Origin of the sequence: Rothia sp. SD9660Na, from assembly GCF_030064065.1 — a bacterium.
GTDB lineage: Bacteria > Actinomycetota > Actinomycetes > Actinomycetales > Micrococcaceae > Rothia.
Genome location: NZ_CP125946.1, coordinates 1169608 through 1188309, shown reverse-complemented (window position 1 = coordinate 1188309; position 18702 = coordinate 1169608). Strand labels below are relative to the sequence as shown.

19 protein-coding genes are annotated in these 18702 nt (G+C 59.2%); all 19 read right to left on the bottom strand.

The window, feature by feature from the left end:
- Positions 1 to 8: 8 nt before the first annotated feature.
- Positions 9 to 1172, bottom strand: a complete 1164-nt coding sequence (gene carA, locus QM007_RS05810; protein ID WP_283490965.1) for a glutamine-hydrolyzing carbamoyl-phosphate synthase small subunit — start codon at positions 1170 to 1172, stop codon at positions 9 to 11.
- Positions 1173 to 1224: 52 nt separating this feature from the next.
- Complete coding sequence (locus QM007_RS05805) at positions 1225 to 1755, bottom strand: PH-like domain-containing protein (protein ID WP_283490964.1); 531 nt, start codon at positions 1753 to 1755, stop codon at positions 1225 to 1227.
- An 18-nt stretch (positions 1756 to 1773) separates the two neighbouring features.
- A complete protein-coding gene (locus QM007_RS05800; protein WP_283490963.1) occupies positions 1774 to 3081 on the bottom strand; it encodes a dihydroorotase in 1308 nt (435 codons plus the stop codon).
- Positions 3082 to 3102: 21 nt separating this feature from the next.
- A complete protein-coding gene (locus QM007_RS05795; RefSeq protein WP_283490962.1) occupies positions 3103 to 4086 on the bottom strand; it encodes an aspartate carbamoyltransferase catalytic subunit in 984 nt (327 codons plus the stop codon).
- Between the two features lie 2 nt (positions 4087 to 4088).
- Positions 4089 to 4709: a bifunctional pyr operon transcriptional regulator/uracil phosphoribosyltransferase PyrR gene (gene pyrR, locus QM007_RS05790; RefSeq protein WP_283490961.1), complete on the bottom strand. Its 621-nt coding sequence runs from the start codon at positions 4707 to 4709 to the stop codon at positions 4089 to 4091.
- Between the two features lie 174 nt (positions 4710 to 4883).
- Positions 4884 to 5294: a transcription antitermination factor NusB gene (gene nusB, locus QM007_RS05785; RefSeq protein ID WP_283490960.1), complete on the bottom strand. Its 411-nt coding sequence runs from the start codon at positions 5292 to 5294 to the stop codon at positions 4884 to 4886.
- Positions 5295 to 5299: 5 nt separating this feature from the next.
- The gene (gene efp, locus QM007_RS05780) at positions 5300 to 5863 is read right to left on the bottom strand and encodes an elongation factor P (protein ID WP_283490959.1); all 564 of its coding nucleotides are present in this window, start codon (positions 5861 to 5863) and stop codon (positions 5300 to 5302) included.
- A gap of 203 nt (positions 5864 to 6066) precedes the next feature.
- Complete coding sequence (aroB, locus tag QM007_RS05775) at positions 6067 to 7161, bottom strand: 3-dehydroquinate synthase (RefSeq protein ID WP_283490958.1); 1095 nt, start codon at positions 7159 to 7161, stop codon at positions 6067 to 6069.
- Positions 7158 to 7778 carry a shikimate kinase gene (locus QM007_RS05770; RefSeq protein WP_283490957.1) on the bottom strand — a complete coding sequence of 207 codons (621 nt, stop codon included), beginning with the start codon at positions 7776 to 7778 and terminating at the stop codon, positions 7158 to 7160. The genes aroB and QM007_RS05770 overlap by 4 nt, the downstream gene beginning before the upstream one ends.
- Before the next feature lie 2 nt (positions 7779 to 7780).
- A complete protein-coding gene (gene aroC, locus QM007_RS05765; protein WP_283490956.1) occupies positions 7781 to 8995 on the bottom strand; it encodes a chorismate synthase in 1215 nt (404 codons plus the stop codon).
- Positions 8996 to 9096: 101 nt separating this feature from the next.
- On the bottom strand, positions 9097 to 10026 hold the full coding sequence (locus QM007_RS05760) for a shikimate dehydrogenase (protein WP_283490955.1): 930 nt from the start codon (positions 10024 to 10026) through the stop codon (positions 9097 to 9099).
- Positions 10026 to 11243: an endolytic transglycosylase MltG gene (mltG, locus tag QM007_RS05755; RefSeq protein WP_283490954.1), complete on the bottom strand. Its 1218-nt coding sequence runs from the start codon at positions 11241 to 11243 to the stop codon at positions 10026 to 10028. Before mltG ends, QM007_RS05760 begins: the two co-directional genes overlap by 1 nt.
- A complete protein-coding gene (gene ruvX, locus QM007_RS05750; protein ID WP_283491008.1) occupies positions 11236 to 11754 on the bottom strand; it encodes a Holliday junction resolvase RuvX in 519 nt (172 codons plus the stop codon). Before ruvX ends, mltG begins: the two co-directional genes overlap by 8 nt.
- A 28-nt stretch (positions 11755 to 11782) precedes the next feature.
- Positions 11783 to 14470, bottom strand: coding sequence for an alanine--tRNA ligase (gene alaS / locus QM007_RS05745; RefSeq protein WP_283490953.1), 2688 nt, complete (start codon positions 14468 to 14470; stop codon positions 11783 to 11785).
- Between the two features lie 46 nt (positions 14471 to 14516).
- Positions 14517 to 14987 carry a peptide chain release factor 4 gene (locus tag QM007_RS05740; RefSeq protein ID WP_283490952.1) on the bottom strand — a complete coding sequence of 157 codons (471 nt, stop codon included), beginning with the start codon at positions 14985 to 14987 and terminating at the stop codon, positions 14517 to 14519.
- On the bottom strand, positions 14988 to 15413 hold the full coding sequence (locus tag QM007_RS05735; protein WP_283490951.1) for a DUF948 domain-containing protein: 426 nt from the start codon (positions 15411 to 15413) through the stop codon (positions 14988 to 14990).
- 143 nt (positions 15414 to 15556) lie between these two features.
- On the bottom strand, positions 15557 to 16189 hold the full coding sequence (gene rpsD / locus QM007_RS05730) for a 30S ribosomal protein S4 (protein WP_283490950.1): 633 nt from the start codon (positions 16187 to 16189) through the stop codon (positions 15557 to 15559).
- A gap of 422 nt (positions 16190 to 16611) precedes the next feature.
- Positions 16612 to 17127, bottom strand: a complete 516-nt coding sequence (locus QM007_RS05725; protein WP_283490949.1) for a hypothetical protein — start codon at positions 17125 to 17127, stop codon at positions 16612 to 16614.
- Positions 17128 to 17431: 304 nt separating this feature from the next.
- Positions 17432 to 18556: a hypothetical protein gene (locus tag QM007_RS05720; RefSeq protein WP_283490948.1), complete on the bottom strand. Its 1125-nt coding sequence runs from the start codon at positions 18554 to 18556 to the stop codon at positions 17432 to 17434.
- Positions 18557 to 18702: the final 146 nt, after the last annotated feature.

The window sequence follows — 18702 nt, the reverse complement described above, 5'->3', positions numbered from 1 at the left end:
CGGTGTCCTTAGTTCTTCTTCTCGAGCATGAGATCGATGAAACGGTCAAAGAGGTAGGCAGCGTCGTGGGGGCCTGCGGCTGCTTCGGGGTGGTACTGCACCGAGAAGGCGGGGATGTCGAGGCAGCGGAGGCCTTCAACCACCTGGTCGTTGAGGCCCACGTGGGAGACCTCGACTCGGCCGAATTCTTCGTTGGGGGCAGTGACGGCGCCGTCCAGCGGGGCGTCTACGGCGAAGCCGTGGTTCTGGGCGGTGATTTCTACCTTGCCAGTGGTGCGGTCCATGACGGGCTGGTTGATACCGCGGTGGCCAAAGGGCAGCTTGTAGGTGCCGAAGCCCAGGGCGCGGCCCAGTAGCTGGTTACCGAAGCAGATACCGAAGAAGGGGGTGCCGGTGCGCAGGACGGACTGCAGGAGCTGAACCTGGTCGTCCGCGGTTGCGGGGTCGCCGGGGCCGTTAGAGAAGAAGACACCGTCGGGGTTGAGGGCGGTGATGTCTTCGATGGTGGCGGTTGCGGGCAGCACATGCACGCGGACGCCGCGCTCGGCAAAGCGTTTCGGGGTCATGGCCTTGATACCCAGGTCGAGGGCAACCAGGGTGGCCTTGACGTCGCCGTCCCAGCCCTGGTCAGCGGGTTCTACAGTGTAGGCCTCTTCGATAGAAACGGAGTCAGCCAGTTTCTGGCCCTTCATTTCGGCTGCTGCCTGTACCTGGGCAACCAGGTCTGCCAGGGGCAGTTCTGTGTCTGAACCGGTGAAGATACCGGCGCGCATGGAGCCGGCGCTGCGCAGGTGACGGGTCAGGGCGCGGGTGTCGATGCCCTGGATGCCGACGATTCCCTGCTCTACCAGTTCCTCATCGAGGGAACGCTCTGAGCGCCAGTTGGAGGGGCGGCGGGCGGCGTCGCGCACGGCGTAGCCTGCAACCCAGATTTTGCGGGATTCGGCGTCCTCGGTGTTAACGCCGGTGTTGCCGATATGGGGTGCGGTCTGAACCACAATCTGCCCCGCGTAGGAGGGGTCGGTCAGGGTTTCCTGGTATCCGGTCATGCCGGTTGAGAAGACCGCTTCGCCAAGGGTCTTGCCGGTGGCGCCGTAGCTTTCGCCGCGGTAGAAGGTACCGTCTTCAAGGACGAGTACTGCTGCACGTGGGGTGGGTGCTGGGTGGAACATTCACACACTTCCTGTTGGTTGGTGTAGTCACCTGCAATCAGCAGGTGGAAACTTAGGGGCGGGCTAGGGTGTCGTGGCCGACGGTTGCCTGAGGCGCGATAGCCGCAACGGCATCGAGGATTGATTTTTTGTCAGCCGCATAGCGGGTGCGGAAGCCGGTATCGACGGGGTTGCCGTTGAGTGACCAGGAGAGGACGGCCAGGCCGTCCTTCTCGACGAACTTACCGTTCATACCGGCTTCGGTGCGCACACCGATAATGTCGCTGGCAGGAATCCAGATATCTTGGGAGCCGTTGCGCATGATGATAACAGCGTCCTCGTAAACGAAGAAGACGCCGGTTGATTTCACACCCAGGGTGTTGGTGGCGATACGGTCGAGCCAGTCCCCCATGACGGTAGTGGCAACGTAGGTGCCGGGTACCGCGAGTAGGGATTCGGCGTCGTCGTAGCACTCAGGCACATCGAGCAGGGTGCCGGTGTGAACCTGACGCTGCTTCCTACTCTTCCAGCCCTGCCACATAGCCCAGAAGATGAGGGCGGCAACAAGGGCCAGGATCAGGGTGGGAATTAGCTTGTCAGACACGGGCACTCTCCTAGCGGGTTACTGAGCGGACGGGGTGTTCAGTGCACCGTTGAGAACGGTGGGGTGACCGCCGAAGAAGGTGGCTACGACCGCGCCGGGCACTTCCAGGCCCCGGTAGGGGTTGTTTTTGCCCTTGGTGGCCTGAGCGGCGGGGTCGATGACGCGGGTTGCGGCAGGGTCGACCAGCACCAGGTGAGCGGGCTCCCCCGCTTCGAGCGGACGTCCGTGGTCGGCTGCTAGGCCGATTTCGGCGGGCTTGGTGCTCATGATGCGGGCAACGTCGGCCCAGGTGATGTAGCCGGTATCAACCAGGGTCTTCTGGATGATGGACAGTGCCTGTTCAAGGCCGGTCATACCGTTGGCGGCGCAGGCCCACTCGCAGTCCTTGGATTCAGCGGGGTGGGGTGCGTGGTCGGTGCCGATGATGTCGATGATGCCGTCGGCAACTGCCTGACGCAGGGCCAGCACGTCATCTTCGGTGCGCAGGGGCGGATTGACCTTGTAGACGGGGTCGTAGGTGCGCACCAGCTCGTCGGTTAGCAGCAGGTGGTGGGGGGTGACCTCGGCGGTTACCTTGATGCCCCGTTCCTTAGCCCAGCGCACGATTTCGACGGAACCCTTGGTTGACAGGTGGCAGATGTGCAGGCGAGAGCCAACATGTTCAGCCAGCAGCACGTCGCGGGCGATGATGGATTCTTCAGCAACTGCGGGCCAGCCAGCCAGACCTAGTTCTGCTGACACCTTACCCTCGTTCATCTGGGCGCCTTCGGTCAGGCGGGGTTCCTGGGCGTGCTGGGCGATGACGCCGTTGAAGGTCTTGACGTATTCCAGGGCTCGACGCATCAGGGCCGGGTCCCAGACGCACATGCCGTCGTCTGAGAAGACGCGCACCTGGGCACGGGATTCAGCCATCGCACCAATATCTGAGAGGCGCTCCCCCGCCAGGCCCACGGTAACAGCACCGATGGGCTGCACCTTGACCCAGCCCGAGTTCTTACCCAGTTCATAGACCTGCTCCACCACGCCGGCAGTATCGGCAACGGGGTTGGAGTTAGCCATGGCGAAGACAGCAGTGTAGCCGCCCAAGGCTGCCGCACGGGTGCCGGTTTCGACGGTTTCAGCGTCTTCCTGGCCGGGTTCACGCAGGTGGGTGTGCAGGTCGACCAGGCCGGGTAGGGCGATAAGCCCATGGGCCTCGACAACCTGGGCTGCGGCGTCCTCAAGGTTCTCGCCAATTTCAGCGATGAGGCCGTCCTTGATCAGAATATCGGCGGTTTTCTCACCTAGCAGTGAGGCGCCCTTGATGAGGTAAACAGATTCAATCATTGTTTCTCTTTCGTACAGGGCTTAGGAGCCGGAGTAAAAGTCGTTGGCGGAGCCGCCGGTCATAAGCAGGTAGAGCACCGCCATGCGTACCGACACGCCGTTAGTCACCTGGCGCAGCACCCAGGAGCGGCGTGAGTCAGCTGCTTCGGCGCAGATTTCGAGACCGCGGTTCATGGGGCCGGGGTGCAGGATAGCGGTTTCGTGGGCGGACGCATCGAGGCGGGCAAAGCGCTCGGGGGTCAGCCCCCACAGGCGGGAGTATTCTTCGGATGAGGGGAAGAAGGCCGCATTCATGCGTTCTTTCTGGATACGCAGCATCATTACCGCATCAACTCCCGACTCGATGGCGTCGTCAAGGTTGTAGTAAATCTCTGCCGGCCAGTTTTCGATATCTACCGGGAGCAGGGTAGGCGGGGCAACGAACTTGACGGTTGCTCCCAGGGTGTGGAGCAGCCAGAGGTTGGAGCGAGCCACGCGGGAGTGCAGGATATCGCCCACAATAGCTACGCGCAGACCCTCTAGGGTGAGGCCGCGGGTTGTTACGCCCTCAACCTGGGCCTTGAACTGGCGCAGGGTCATGGCGTCTAGCAGGGCCTGGGTGGGGTGGGCGTGGGTGCCGTCACCGGCATTGAGCACGGGCACGTCAATCCAGCCGGCTTCAGCCAGACGCTGGGGGGCACCCGATGCACTGTGACGAATCACCACGGCGTCGGCATTGATAGCTGCCAGCGTCTGGGCGGTGTCCTTGAGTGACTCCCCTTTAGAGACAGATGAGCCCTTGGCTGAGAAGTTGATGATGTCGGCAGACAGGCGCTTTTCGGCGGCCTCGAAGGATAGGCGGGTGCGGGTGGAGTCTTCAAAGAAGAGGTTGACCACGGTGCGCCCCTGGAGCACGGGGAGTTTCTTGACTTCGCGCTGGCCGACCTCGCCCATGTAGTCGGCGGTATCGAGAATGTTGAGGGCGTCGTCAAGGGAGAGATCCTTGGTATCAAGCAGGTGACGCATGGCTACTCCCCTCCTTCCTGGGCTGAGGTGGTGGAGTGGGCGGGCTGGGAAATAATCACCTTGTCGTCTTCACCGTCGATGGACGAGAGCAGCACCTTTACCGATTCATGGGTGCTGGTAGGCAGGTTCTTTCCCACGTGATCTGCGCGGATGGGGAGTTGGCGGTGGCCGCGGTCAACCAGCACAGCGAGGCGGACGGCTTCGGGGCGGCCGTAGTCCTTGAGGGCGTCGAGGGCGGCGCGGATGGTGCGTCCTGAAAAAAGTACATCGTCAACGAGGACGACGGTGCGCCCCTCAATCCCCGCTGCGGGCAGGCGGGTGGGTTCAGGCGTCCGCCCCGGTTTTGAAAGCAGGTCATCACGGTACATGGTGATGTCGAGTTGCCCCAGAGAAAAAGCGGGGTTGAAGCCGGAATCGGTCTGGGCGATTTTATCGGCCAGACGCTGGGCTAGGGGGAAGCCTCGGCGCGGAATACCTAGGAGAACCAGGTTTTCGCTGCCTTTATTGGCTTCAAGAATTTCGTGGGCGATGCGAGTCAGAGCTCGCTCGATGTCGGCTGACTCCAGGATGACCCGGTGGGCTCCTGCAGATACGTCGGTGGGTACACCGGTGGTATCGGTCATGTGCCGGCCTCCTTCCCCGCCTCACAGGACGGACTTAAAGGTTGCTGTCACACCTCAATGTATCACGTCTACCCCTCACCGCGGCTGAATTTGAGACACATTTCAGTAGGTACCAGAAAATCAGAAAAACCCACCTCGTTGGTGGGTTTTTCTGATTTTCTGATACCTATAGGCCTAAGCCAGCAGGGCGGGCTTCACCTGGCGCAGGCGGTCGAGCAAGCCATTCACAAACTTGGGTGAATCGTCAGTCGACAGCAGGCGAACCAGGCCGGTAGCCTCTGAGATAGCTACGGCATCGGGAATCTCGTCATTGAAGAGAAGCTCCCAAGCGCCGAGCCGCAGGGCCACGCGGTCCACGCTGGGCATGCGGTCCATAGTCCAGTCTTGGGCGTAGGTTTCGATGTACTCGCGAATCTCTTCGTCATGGTCGCGTACGCCACGAACAATCTGCTCGGAGTAGAGCGAAATCTGTGCTGAGGTGTAGGTGCGGCGGCGAATCAGGACGTCAATGACGTCATCGCCGCGCTGATCGGCCTCAAACAGGACTTCGAGGGCGCGAAGTCTAGCTTTGGTTCTTGAATTCACGGTACTTAGTCGTTGACGCGGCCGAGGTAGTCGCCGGTGCGGGTGTCGACCTTGACCTTGGTGCCGGTTTCGAGGAAGAGGGGCACCTGAATCTCGGCACCGGTCTCGACGGTTGCAGGCTTGGTGCCACCGGTGGAGCGGTCACCCTGCAGGCCGGGCTCGGTGTAGGTAATTTCGAGGACGACTGAAGCGGGGAGCTCGATATAGAGGGGTGAACCTTCGTGCATGGCGATGGTTGCGGTCTGGTTTTCGAGCATGTACTTGGCGGCATCGCCAACGGTGACCTCAGAAACGTTAATCTGGTCGTAGGTCTTCATGTCCATAAAGACATAGTCGGTGCCGTCCTGGTAGAGGTACTGGTAGTCAGAGCGGTCGACGGTTGCGGTCTCAACCTTAGCGCCGGCGTTGAAGGTCTTATCAACTACCTTGCCTGAGGTGACGTTGCGCAGCTTGGTGCGGACGAAAGCGCCGCCCTTACCGGGCTTGACGTGCTGGAATTCGATGACGGACCAGAGGTTGCCGTCAATCTTGAGAACGACACCGTTCTTGATATCTGCGGTAGTAGCCAACAGACTCTCCTCTAAACTGAAATTTTCAATAAGCGTTGCGGGGTGAACCGTAGACCAGTCTACCGTGTGCTCTGCAGGTTTGAGGAGTTTCTTGGTGAGACTCACACGAGATATTAGAGACCAGCTTTTTACAGAGGGACCAGATTACTCTCAATGGTATGTCACGGCGTGAAGTACTTTGAGAGTAATCTGGTCCCTACTGATTAGGCGGCGATTTCCTGGTAGGTCATAAACAGAATCGAATCGTCGGGTACCTCGTAAATACGGGGTTTGCCCAAGCTCTCCAGCACGACGAAACGCAGCATGTTGCCGCGGGCCTTCTTGTCGCGGCGCATGGTTTCAAGCAGTTTGGGCCAGCGGTCTGCCGGGTAGGTGGTGGGCAGGTCAAGGGCTGTGCAGATGGCGCGGGTTCGCTCGACGGTTGCCTCATCAAGGTAGCCAGCGGCGAGGGACAGTTCTGCGGCGAAGACCATGCCTACCGCTACGGCAGCCCCGTGGCGCCACTGGTAGCGTTCTGCGTGCTCGATGGCGTGGCCCAGGGTGTGCCCATAGTTCAGGAATTCGCGGCGGCCCGACTCTTTCAGATCCTCAGACACTACGTCAGCCTTGACCCGGATGGATCGCTCGATGAGTTCCCGTACTACCTCAGACTGGGAGTCCCGAATCTTGCCGGGGTTGGCTTCAATCAGGTCGAGAATCACCGGGTCTGCGATAAAGCCGCACTTGATGACTTCGGCCATTCCGGTGAGTAGCTCGTGTTCGGGGAGGGTGCGCAGCACACCCAGTTCGCAGAGGACGGCTGCGGGCGGGTGGAATGCCCCTACCAGGTTCTTGCCCTCTGCGGTGTTGATGCCGGTCTTGCCGCCGACTGCGGCGTCCACCATGCCTAGTAGGGTGGTGGGAATGTGGATGACACGGACGCCCCGCAGCCAGGTTGCTGCCACAAAGCCGGCGAGGTCGGTGACGGCGCCGCCACCTACAGAAATAATCGCGTCGGTGCGGGTGAAATCATTCTGCCCCAGCACCTGCCAGCAGAAGGCTGCAACCTGAATGTGCTTGCCCTCTTCGGCGTCCGGAATTTCAGCCGAGTAGGCCTCAAATCCCGCTGTGCGCATCTGCTCCATCACCAGTTCACCGGTGGAGCGCAGGGCGCGAGGATGAATCACCAGGATGCGCTGGGTACGCTTACCCAGAATGTCGGGGATAGTTCCCAGCAGATTGTGCCCAACATAGACATCGTAGTTTTCTGAAGGCTGGGTGCCGGTGACGGGTATGACGGTGGTGGGCTGGTCGCTCACGCTTGACCCTTTCGATTTTTGATGATGAAGTTCTGAATTTCGGCTGCCATGTCGGCTATTCCCCTACCGCCGCAGGCGTCCAGAGTGTAGCTGGCGAGCTCTTCGTAGCGGTCCCGCCGGGCCTCAAATATCTCGGTCCATTTTTGCACCGGGTTGGGCTGGAGTAAGGGCCGGGTTTTGCTGTTCTGGATGCGCGGGGCTACGGTCTCAGCGTCAACCTTGATGTAGATAACGGTCTCGTCTTTGAGTACATCGGCTACCTCCGGCGTCATCGGTGCCCCCCCACCCAGGGAAAAGATGGTGTTACGCCGGGCAGGTGAGGTGAGGACCTCGCGGATAACATCGGCCTCGATACGGCGGAACTCAGCTTCACCGTAGTCGGCAAAGATTTGTGACACCTCACCGTACTTTTCGACGATGAGGTGGTCAGAGTCGAGGAACTCATAGCCATAGAAGCGCGCGAGGTGCGTACCTATATAGGACTTACCCGCAGCCATGGGGCCGATAATCACAACCGGGCGGGATTTTTCGATATAGGTTTCTTGCACCTCGCGAACCTGGTTGGGTGCGAGCACCTCGGTCATGTCGATCGCGTGGTCACGTGATCGGGGGGACATGGTTAGGCGTCCCACCCTGCTACATTCGATTCCCAGGCCAGGGATTCGGGGATAGCTGCCAGGTAGGAGTCCATGTTGCGGCGGGTTTCGGTGATGGAGTCGCCGCCAAACTTTTCGAGGGCTGCTTCTGCCAGCACCAGAGCAACCATGGCTTCTGCTACGACTCCGGCTGCGGGCACGGCACAGACGTCTGAGCGCTGGTGGTGGGCGCGGGCAACTTCACCGGTAGAGGTGTCGATGGTGGCCAGCGCCTTGGGCACGGTAGCGATGGGCTTCATGGCAGCGCGTACACGCAGCAGGTCACCGATGGTCATGCCACCTTCGATACCACCTGCGCGGTTTGAGACGCGCTGGACGCCGTGTTCACCGGGGACGATTTCGTCGTGGGCGCGTGTGCCGGGGCGCTTGGCGGTTTCAAAGCCGTCACCGACTTCAACGCCCTTGATGGCCTGAATTCCCATGAGGGCGGCAGCCAAACGAGCGTCAAGACGGCGGTCCCAGTGCACGTAGGAGCCTAGTCCCGGGGGAAGGCCGTAGGCCAGAACTTCTACCACGCCGCCCAGGGTTTCGCCGTCCTTGTGGGCCTTATCGACGGTGGCGACCATTGCTTCGGAGGTCGCAGCGTCGAAGCAACGCAGGGGGTCGGCGTCGAGGGAAGCTACATCGCGAGGGCTAGGACGCGGGGCGTCGGCAGGGGCTGCCACCTCGGCGATAGCGGTGGTGTGGCTGACCAGCTCTACACCCAGAGCCTTGAGAATCTGGGCAGCCACAACACCGAGGGCTACACGAGTTGCGGTCTCGCGGGCGCTGGCGCGTTCCAGAACCGGGCGTGACTCGTCAAAACCGTACTTCTGCATGCCAGCGAAATCAGCATGGCCGGGGCGGGGCCGGGTAAGGGCCGCGTTGCGGGCACGCCCTTCGATGAGGGCGGGATCAACCGGGTCGGAGGACATCACATCAACCCACTTGGGCCATTCGGTGTTCGCGATTTCGATAGCTACGGGGCCACCCTGGGTTTTACCGTGGCGCACACCGCCGAGGATGCGGACGCGGTCTTCTTCAAACTTCATGCGGGCACCGCGACCGTAGCCCAGACGGCGACGGGCTAGAGCGTCGCGGACCATTTCGCTGGTGAGTTCAACACCTGCCGGTACGCCTTCAATAATTCCTACCAGGGCTTCGCCGTGGGATTCACCGGCTGTGAGCCAACGTAGCATCTCTAACCTTCTTTACGTTTGCCTGTGGGTCTTGTGTTCTAAGATTTCCAAAAATAACGGTCGATAGCAAACTGCTACTTCACGATTCGGTACGAGTAGTCTCAGCGTGTGAGCCAGGCTGACTCGTTCACCGATTCGGGTTCAAAGCCTGTAACCGGTAGCCCTACCGCCTGACGCATGGCGGTGAGCACTTCGTTCTGCCAAGGTAAAGGGCGGCTCCTATCGTGGCCGGTAAAAAGCTTGACCTGGTCTACCGCCTGGTACATCAGCATCTCAAGGCCCCTGGTCACGGCCCCTCCGCGGGCCTCCCACTCCCCCGCTAGAACCGAGGGCCAGGGGTCATAGGAGACATCGAGCAGGTAGCCGGCAGATTCACCCTGGCTAGCGGTAGCCAGCAGCCCGTCGGCTGCTCCCGCAGGAAGGGTACAGATGGTCACATCGAACTCTGCGTAGATGTCTGCGAAGCTATCGATGGGCAGGAAGTCAAGGTTCAGGCCCAGGCGAGTGGCGGTGTCCGCAACCCCCTGAGCCCGGCTAGCGTCGCGCACAAAGACGCGGACACCGTCCGCCCCCATGGCGCGCAAGGCGGCAAGGGCTGCGGTGGCGGTACCGCCGCCACCAATAATTGCAGCACGCGCTGGCTTGCCGACGAAGCCGGCCTGGCGCAGGGCATTGACGATACCCGACACGTCGGTGTTATCACCCCAAGAGGTCAACTGGCCATCAGCATCGTGCCGCCAGTAGACGGTGTTAACAACGCCCACTGCTTGGGCAAAGGGGGTGAGGTGATCTAGGTGCTCTTTGACCGCTGATTTCAGCGGCATGGTGACAGAAAAGCCGCGGGTGCCCTGCTCGGGGGTGTAGCGGGAAAAGACGTCGGCAAGCTGGTCCTCGCGGGTGTCCAGCCGCTCATAGTCCATCTCGATGCCAAGAGCCCGGTAGGCGGCCCGGTGGAGCAAGGGTGACTTGCTGTGCTTAATGGGGTGCCCCAAGACAAAAGCCTTGGGGCACTCGGTAACCTGCTGACCCATTAGGAGCAAACACCCTCGTGAGCTTCACAGAACTCGTTGTACACTTCCACGTTCTTCAGGTGCTCCTCGTAGGTTTCGGCGAAGAGGGTTTCACCGGTGAAAAGATCAACGGTGACCCAGAAGTAGTAGTCGTTCTTCTCGGGGTTCGCCGCAGCCTTAATGGCAGCCAGGCCCGGTGAACCGATGGGGCCCACAGGCAGACCCTTGTAGTAGAAGGTGTTGTACTTGTTGCTGGCGTCCTGCTTCTGCTCGTTAGAGATATGGTAGCTCTGAATACCTAGGCCGTAGGCTACGGTTGCATCGGACTGCAGGAAACCGCTGGTCTCACCGTCGGGGTTGTTCAGACGGTTTTCAATGGCACCGGCGATCGGGTAATAGTCAGCCTCTCGGCCTTCGAATTCAAGAATCGAGCCAACGGTAATCACATGAAAAATCTCGTCGTCGCCTGAAACACCGGCCTCTTCGAGGGCCTTGAAGGTGTTATCAACCATCATCTGCAGAATCTCTTCAGCACCGGCGTCCTTGGGGAGGCGGTATTCTCCGGGGAAAAGGAAGCCTTCGATGGTGGGGAACGTAGACGGGATGCCAAATCGGGTGGGATCGGTAGAAAGTGCCTTGAATTCCTGGGCGCTGATACCGGTACCGGCAGCCAGGGCTTCAAAAGTTTTATCCATACGCCAGGTACGGGCTACCGCCACATAGTTGGTGTTGGCCTCGTCAAAACGCAACAGCTCGCTCAAAGCTGAAGCACTGCTCATTTCTTCCTGCAACTTGTACTCACCGGGCTGGAAGAACTGATCCTGGCCATTTTCAGCGTATTCCTGCAAGAAGCGGTCGGCGTTAGCAATAATGCCCTGTTCTTCCAGAGAGTTAGCAATACCTATAGCCGATGCGCCCTCGGGGATTGTGAAGGTAACTTCGGTGCCGTTACCTTCACCGGCAAAGTCTTTTCGCTCGAACCAGCCAAACTTGGGGGCAAGAATGGAGACAACCAGAACGAGTGCAACAGCAAAAACTAGAGCAGCTGAGATAATAAAGTTGCGGGAACGACGGCGGGTGCGGTCTCGATCGTCCTTGGTGTATTCCTCTTCTTCAACGGCGGTGAAGAAACCACCGTTAGCTCCGTCTTCGGTGGAGGCCAGCAGGCCGTCCAGGTCGGTCTGCTGGTTCTTGGTGGGGCGGCGCGGCGGGCGGCTAGAACTCGAGTTCTCAGACATTCGGGTTCTCCGTTTCGTCGTTGGAGGTGCTGGAATCAAGCTCACCGTGAGGGGCAGTGAGCTCAAGGCGATAGCCGGCCAGGTGCTGGCCAGCCTTGAGGGTGTCGACAGCATGCTGCAAGATGTTGACGGCAGCTACCTGATCGACCATGTTTTTAAAGTCTCTGCTCGACACACCTGCCTCGTGCAGGGACCGGTGGGCGCTCACGGTAGTGAGTCGTTCATCGACCAGCCACACGGGCACGGAAGCACCGTCAGCGGCTAGTTCCTGCACCAGGGCCTCGGCATACTCGCGGGCCATAAGGGTCGAGGGGCTCTCTCCCCCGCGCATGGTCTTGGGCAGCCCCACAAATACTTCGGTCACTTCGTTAACTTCAATGAGTTTACGAAGGACCCGCCGGTCAGAATTCTTTTTCACATCGCGGCGGAGGGTTTTAAGGGGAGTTGCGAGTATGCCGTCGGGGTCGCACAGGGCCAGGCCGACGCGGGCGTTGCCCACGTCGACTCCCATGCGGCGGCCTCTGGTGAAGGTCACTGGGTTAGACTCCCAGCTCTGAAATGGTGGATCGGATAGCGTTGAAAGCTTCGTCAATCTTAGTGGCGTCCTGACCGCCGCCCTGGGCGACGTCGTCCTTACCGCCACCGCCACCGCCGAGCACACCGGCAGCGACGCGGACGAGGGCGCCCGCCTTAACACCGGCATCACGAGCGGCCTGGTTAGTGGCAACCAGAATAACCGGGCGGCCGTTGTTAACACCGGCAACAGCTACGGTGGCAGCGTCCTCACCCAGGCGTGAACGCAGGTCAAGGGCGAGTTCGCGCACGGCGTTGGCGTCCAGTTCACCGGCATTGTGGAGCAAGGTGCGGACGGAGCCCACCATCTGGGCGGTTTCGGTCAGCTTACCGGCCTCAGCCTGCAGCTTTTCCTTGCGCAGCTTAGCCAGTTCCTTCTCAGCTTCCTTGAGCTTGGTCAGGGTCTGGTTGATCTTTTCGGGCAGTTCGGTGGAGGACTGTACCTTCATCAGACCGGTCAGCTGGTTGACCAGGGTACGCTCGGCAGCCAGGTGGTTGAAGGAGTCCAGGCCGACCAGGGCTTCAACGCGGCGGTTGCCCGAGCCGACGGACTGTTCGGTGAGCAGGGTCAGAGAACCAATCTGAGCGGTTGAGCCAACGTGGGTACCGCCGCAGAGTTCGCGGGAGAAGTCGCCGCCCATTTCGACCACGCGCACGGTGTCGCCGTACTTTTCGCCGAATAGGCTCATGGCGCCGAGCTTCTTGGCCTCATCCAGCGGCATTTCGCGGGTGATGGTCTGGAAGTTGTCGCGGATAGCGGTGTTAGCTACCTCTTCAACTTCCTGCTTGGCAGCGTCGGAGAGTCCCTCGCTCCAGGAGAAGTCGAAGCGCAGGTAGCCTTCCTTGTTGAAGGAGCCGCGCTGGGTTGCCTCGTTACCAAGCACCTGGTGCAGGGCTGCGTGGATGATGTGGGTGCCGGAGTGGGCCTTTTCGCCGTCCTGGCGGCGCTGTACGTCCACCTGGGCAATAACGGGAGCGCCAGCTACAACTTCGCCCTCGCGCACGACTGCGCGGTGAACTGAGAGACCCTTGACAGGCTGCTGGACGTCTGAAACGTCAATGGTGAAGCCGTTACCGGTGATAACGCCGGTGTCAGCGGCCTGGCCGCCTGCTTCTGCGTAGAAGGGGGTTTCGTCGAGTACGATTTCAACCTTCTGACCTGCGGACGCTGCGGGTACAGAAACACCGTCGACCAGGATGGCACGCAGGGTAGTTTCGGTGCGCAGCTCGTCATAGCCGGTGAAGATGGAGCCGCGTTCGTCAGCCAGTTCACGGAAGACTGAGAGGTCGGCCATGCCGCCCCTCTTGGCCTTAGCGTCGGCCTGGGCACGGTGGCGCTGTTCTTCCATAAGGGCACGGAACTGGTTCTCGTCGACCTTGACGCCGGCTTCTTCGGCCATTTCCAGGGTCAGGTCGATGGGGAAACCGTAGGTATCGTGCAGGGCAAAGGCGTCTGCACCTGAGACTTCTCCCTTACCGGCAGCCTTGGCGGAGGCAACTGCCTCTTCCAGGCGGGCGGTACCGGATTCAATGGTCTTCAGGAAGGCCTTCTCTTCGGCGTAGGCGATGCGGGAGATCCGCTCGAAGTCTTCAGCTACGTAAGGGTAGGCACCGGCCATAGCGTCCTTAGAGGCGGGGAAGAGGACAGGCAGGCAGGGCTCAGTCACACCCAGCAGGCGCATAGCGCGGATGGCGCGGCGCATGAGACGGCGCAAGATGTAGCCGCGGCCTTCGTTGGAGGGGGTGACTCCGTCAGCAATGAGCATGAGGGAGGAGCGAATGTGGTCGGCGACCACGCGCATGCGGACGTCGTCCTCGTAGCCGTCGTCATTAGCGTTTTCAGAGCCGTGGTATTTCTTGCCGGAGAGCTTGGCTGCGGCGTCGAGGACGGGGCGTACCTGGTCGGTCTCGTAGAAGTTCTCAACACCCTGCAGGAGCATGGCCAGGCGTTCTACGCCTAGGCCGGTATCGATATTCTTCTTGGGCAGGTCGCCAAGAATCTCGAAGCTGTCCTTGCCAGTGCCCTCACCACGCTGGTACTGCATGAAGACCAGGTTCCAAATTTCGATGTAGCGGTCGTCGTCGGCTGCGGGGCCGCCTTCCTTACCGTACTCGGGGCCACGATCGTAGAAGATTTCAGAGTCGGGGCCTGCGGGGCCGGGCTGACCGGTGGACCAGTAGTTCTCGGCCATGCCCATCTTCTGGATACGTTCGGCCGGGAACTTTACGTCATTGACCCAGATGTCGTAGGCTTCGTCGTCTCCCTCGTAAACGGTGACCCACAGGCGGTCGGGGTCCAGGCCGTAGCCGCCGTCTTCGATGGATGAGGTGAGTAGCTCGTAAGCCCAGGGGATAACTTCCTTTTTGAAGTAGTCACCGAAGGAGAAGTTACCGGCCATCTGGAAGAAGGTGCCGTGGCGGGCGGTCTTGCCAACCTCGTCGATATCCAGGGTGCGGATGCACTTCTGCACGCTCACTGCGCGGGAGAACTTGGGGGTCTCACGGCCCAGGAAGTAAGGGATGAAGGGGACCATACCCGCGATGGTGAACATAGCGCCGGGCTCGTGTGATACGAGTGAAGCAGAGGGTACTACGGTGTGCCCGCGCTTTTCGAAGAATTCGATCCAGCGCTTTGAGATTTCCTGTGAGAGCATCGAGGCTTTCTTCCTTCGGTTGGTAGTAAATCTTGGGGTGGTTCGCTTATGCGAAAAAGTCTTTGCCGAGATCGGCATCGCGCTCTAGGCGCCGTCTAATGTCAGCTTCTCGATCTGCCAGGCTACCGGCCGGTGGTAGGGCTTCAGATTCAATGACCTGGTCGTTTGCAAGCTGGTGGTATCCACTCCCCTGCTGCCAGGTGTCGAGGGAGCCGGGCCGGGCATCCTTAGTCTGGGCATCGAAGCGGTCTTTAAGCTCTGCTTCTTTTTCGTCCATACCGGCCTTGACGGTTGCTGCGAAGCTCATCGCTTTGAGGGCGGCGCCTTTAAAGGGGGCCCCGTATTTGGAGTCAAAGAATTGGGCCATGGTGTTACCTTCTGCGGTGAACTTTTGCAGGGGGTGGTTCGTTGAAACCTCTAGGTCGGTGGACGCCGGTGCTGCGCTAGTGGAGCGGGTGGCTAGATAGCCTGCGGCGGCTCCACCTGCGATAAGGAGTAGGTTTTTGAGCAGTCCCATTTAGTGGCTTTCGGGTGAGGTGCCGGTGTAGCCCTGGCTTTCGGTTTGGGGCGCTGCCTGGTGTGAACTAGCTGGCACACCGCCGTCCCCCTTGACGGCTTTACGGATACCGTGGGAGAAGGCTGCAACCTTAATCAGGGGCTGACCTACTGTGGAAGTAACTAGAGAAGAGAGGGCAGATACGTTAGCTGAGGCGTCCGAAACGTTGCTGGTGATACTATCGACTTTTTCTATCTGGGCGTTAGTGCTGGCCACAGTCTTGGTGACTTCGCCGATTAGCGGGGTGGTCTCATTGTTGAGGGACCGGATGGTTGCGGTGAGTTCGTCGAAGACCTTGCCGAGTTTGATGATGGGCAGGGCTAGCAGGGCTACCAGGATGGCGAATACGCCTGCGGCGATGAGGCCTGCGATGTCTGCTCCGCTCATGGCTTTCCTGCTTTCTGCCGAGTCATCCGGCTGTTAAAGGACACGATTTGATAACAATCTTACTTTACACGGCATTAAGGAGCCAGCCCGCTCCCCTGTTCCCGTGTGGGTGCAGGTGGGCGGGCTGGTTAAGCTTGGCGTGATTAGGCCAGGCGTGAGTAGTATTCAACCACGAGCTGCTCTTCGCAGGTCACGGGGATTTCTTCACGCTTGGGTGCGCGCTCGAGCTTTGCGTGGAGCTTCTCGATCTCGACGTTCAGGTAGGCAGGGGTGTCGGGCAGAACATCCTGGTGTGCGCCGGTGGCTGCAACCTGGAAGGGTGCCATCTTCTCTGACTTGGGGTGAACGTGGATGAGCTGGCCGGGCTTGACGCGGAAGGAGGGGCGGTCAACGCGGATGCCGTCTACCATGATGTGGCGGTGGACAACGAGCTGACGTGCCTGTGCGATAGTGCGAGCGAAACCTGAGCGCAGGACGAGGGCATCCAGGCGGGTTTCGAGGATCTCGACCAGGTTCTTACCGGTCTGGCCTTCGATGCGCTTAGCTTCGAGGTAGGCGCGGCGCATCTGAGCTTCACGGATGTTGTACTGTGCGCGCAGACGCTGCTTCTCGCGCAGCTGGATGGCGTAGTTTGAGTCAGCCTTCTTGCGGCTGCGGCCATGCTGGCCGGGGCCGTAAGGACGACGCTCGAGGTACTTTTCTGCCTTGGGGGTCAGTGCGATGCCGAGGGCACGTGACTGACGCACGGTACGGCGGGTACGGTTGTGGTTTGCCACAGTTCGTATTCCTTTTCTTTAGCGGTTGGCACGGCTCGTAACGCATATACGGTGGTGTGCTGAGCGTTCCCCACGGGTGTGGGTGTGCCATTGTTCTGGTGGTCTGGCCTCCGGTGGGCCGCCCACGGTTTGGGCGGTGGAGAGTAGAGAGCAGCCGCACTCTCGGTACTACGAGCCACCCGGTGATCAGCTTCTGCACCCTTGCCGGGGCGGACGCTGCGTTTTGGGTAGTCTGCCAGCCACTTCCCTAGTGTAGCCACTCAGGGTAGGCCAGGGAGGAGAAACTGACTATGATATTAAACATAGCGCCTCCTGTATGCTCAACAAGCTTTTTCTGGGTTGACAAACATAAGAAGTCGACTCCAAGGGAGAGCAATCCCCTAGAGCCGACTTACTCTCATATAGGTGGAACCTTTAATTTCTTAGATGCCGCGGCCGTAGTTATCGTAGACGCCGGTATTGTTAGCAGTGTTGGTGTCTACAGCAGTGTTAGGGATGTAGTCGGTGGTAACCACAATCTTGTTACGCTTGGAGTGGTTAAAGTAGTGGCCATGAGCCCAGTCAAGACGAATCTGCTCGCCGGGGCCCAGCTCACTGCGGAGGGTCACCATAAAGGTGTGGGAGTTAACACGAGCAATCTTGATTTTGGTTGACATCGGGGTAGTGAGGGTTAAAGAGGTGTTCCGGACGGGGGCACCACTCATATCCTCGACAGTTACATAGAAACGAGTTCCGCTGGGCAGGTTACCTGAGGCGGAGCCTGCATTCCCTAGATAGAGCTGGCCGATGGTGGCTAGGCCGGGAACCGGAGCGAAAGAACTTACGTTGGTGTAGACATCAACAGAGGTAGGTGCGGTAGCTGCCTCCGCAGGAGTCAGGGCTGCACCACCCAGGGCTAGAGCGCCTACAGCGGTTGCAGTCAGGGTCTTTTTCATCATAGGTATATCATCCAATCTCTAAAGATGCGAAAGCGTGAGCGATATGCCAAGGAGGGGCCGACTATTAAGTCTTAACCAATCAGCGGCATATCTAAGATTTTAGCAAGCTAAAAACTGACTATGCATTCGGTTTTTACCCCCTTTTATGGGTACAAAAGCACTCTATTTGCGCCTTTCTCAGCCTATACCGGACTTTCAGAGGACATACCAGAGCAGGGGAGGGGTATGTAACCCCTCCCCTGCTTAACCCTTTCCCTACGAGTCTAACTATAGACACGAAGAGTTGGATTTATATTCTTTAATCTTACCAGATACCATCTGCATACATGAGCTGGTAGCCAAGCTGGGTGTCCTGGCCACGAGTGAGTCCAACCAGCTGGTTATTGAAGAAAGTAATAGCGTTGCTGGTAGAACCGTTGAAGCCGGTACCAGCGTTACCTGCAGGGGTAACACCCTGGAAAGCACCAATCTCATTGGAGTAAACGTAATCGCCACCGGAGTAGGTAACGGCCTTAGTATCACCACTGGTGTCATGGGACCAGCCAGAGAACTGGATAGTAGCACCTGCGAAACGCTCGTTACTATTGTTCCAGATAGCTACACGCTTAGTGTATGCATCTAGCAGGCATTCCTGATCAACCGAGGACCCGATGGAAGCGCGAACCTCATTGAAGCTAGGAGGTAAGAAGCCAACGGGGCGAACACCGATAGCAGTATAAATTGCACCGGACCCAACAACGGAGGCATCACGCCAGTGGGAGTTAATGAAGTCAACAGCAGAACCCTTAGTGGCTCTAGTGTTGGGCTTGATGGTGAATAGCCACTTAAGGTGGTTACCTTCAGCAACACCAGTCTCTTCACCAACTTCAGCGGAACCCAGGTTGTTGTAGCGGCCATCGGCAGAGTAGACGTTCATGAAGGCAGAGGCATGGGAAACGTCGCGCTGGTTAGGAGCGTTGGGGTTGTCCACGTTGATAGCTGCGGGTGAAGCATCAGCTACACCGGTGCGAGTGTTCCACTTGCCGGTGGCGGGCCATTCAGCAGGCATACGGGCACTGCGGATGGTGCCGCCACCAAAGAGCTTGTTGATAGCGGGAGAAGTGGCAACATTACGCTGAGCGAACTCGAAGCCAAAAGGCAAAGTAGAGACGTCCAGAGACCCGCCGTTGGTGATCTGCATACGCAGGTTAGAGGTGTGCAAAGCACCGTTGCTACCAGAGTTATTTGTGAACCAGAAACGGATGTTGGTGTTCCGCAGGCTAGGCAAAGAAGCCAAGCGTTTCTGGAAGATCTCTTCGACCTGAATATCAATATCGTCAGGGCAGCTCATTGAAGCTGCATACGCGGGAATAGCAGCAGTTGCCACAACAGCAGGTGCCGCCCAAGCGGCACCCTTAGCCAGGGTGCGGCGAGAAACATTGTGAGTCATGTATGTTTTCCTCATATAAAGGGGATGAAAAGACGTGTTACCACTGCAGCAGCCTAGTGCGAACCGCCGTTCGCAATGGAAACTAAATCAATTATAGGAAAGAAAAATAGAAGATACAGCCCTTTGACGTAGCTGAGATATGAAAT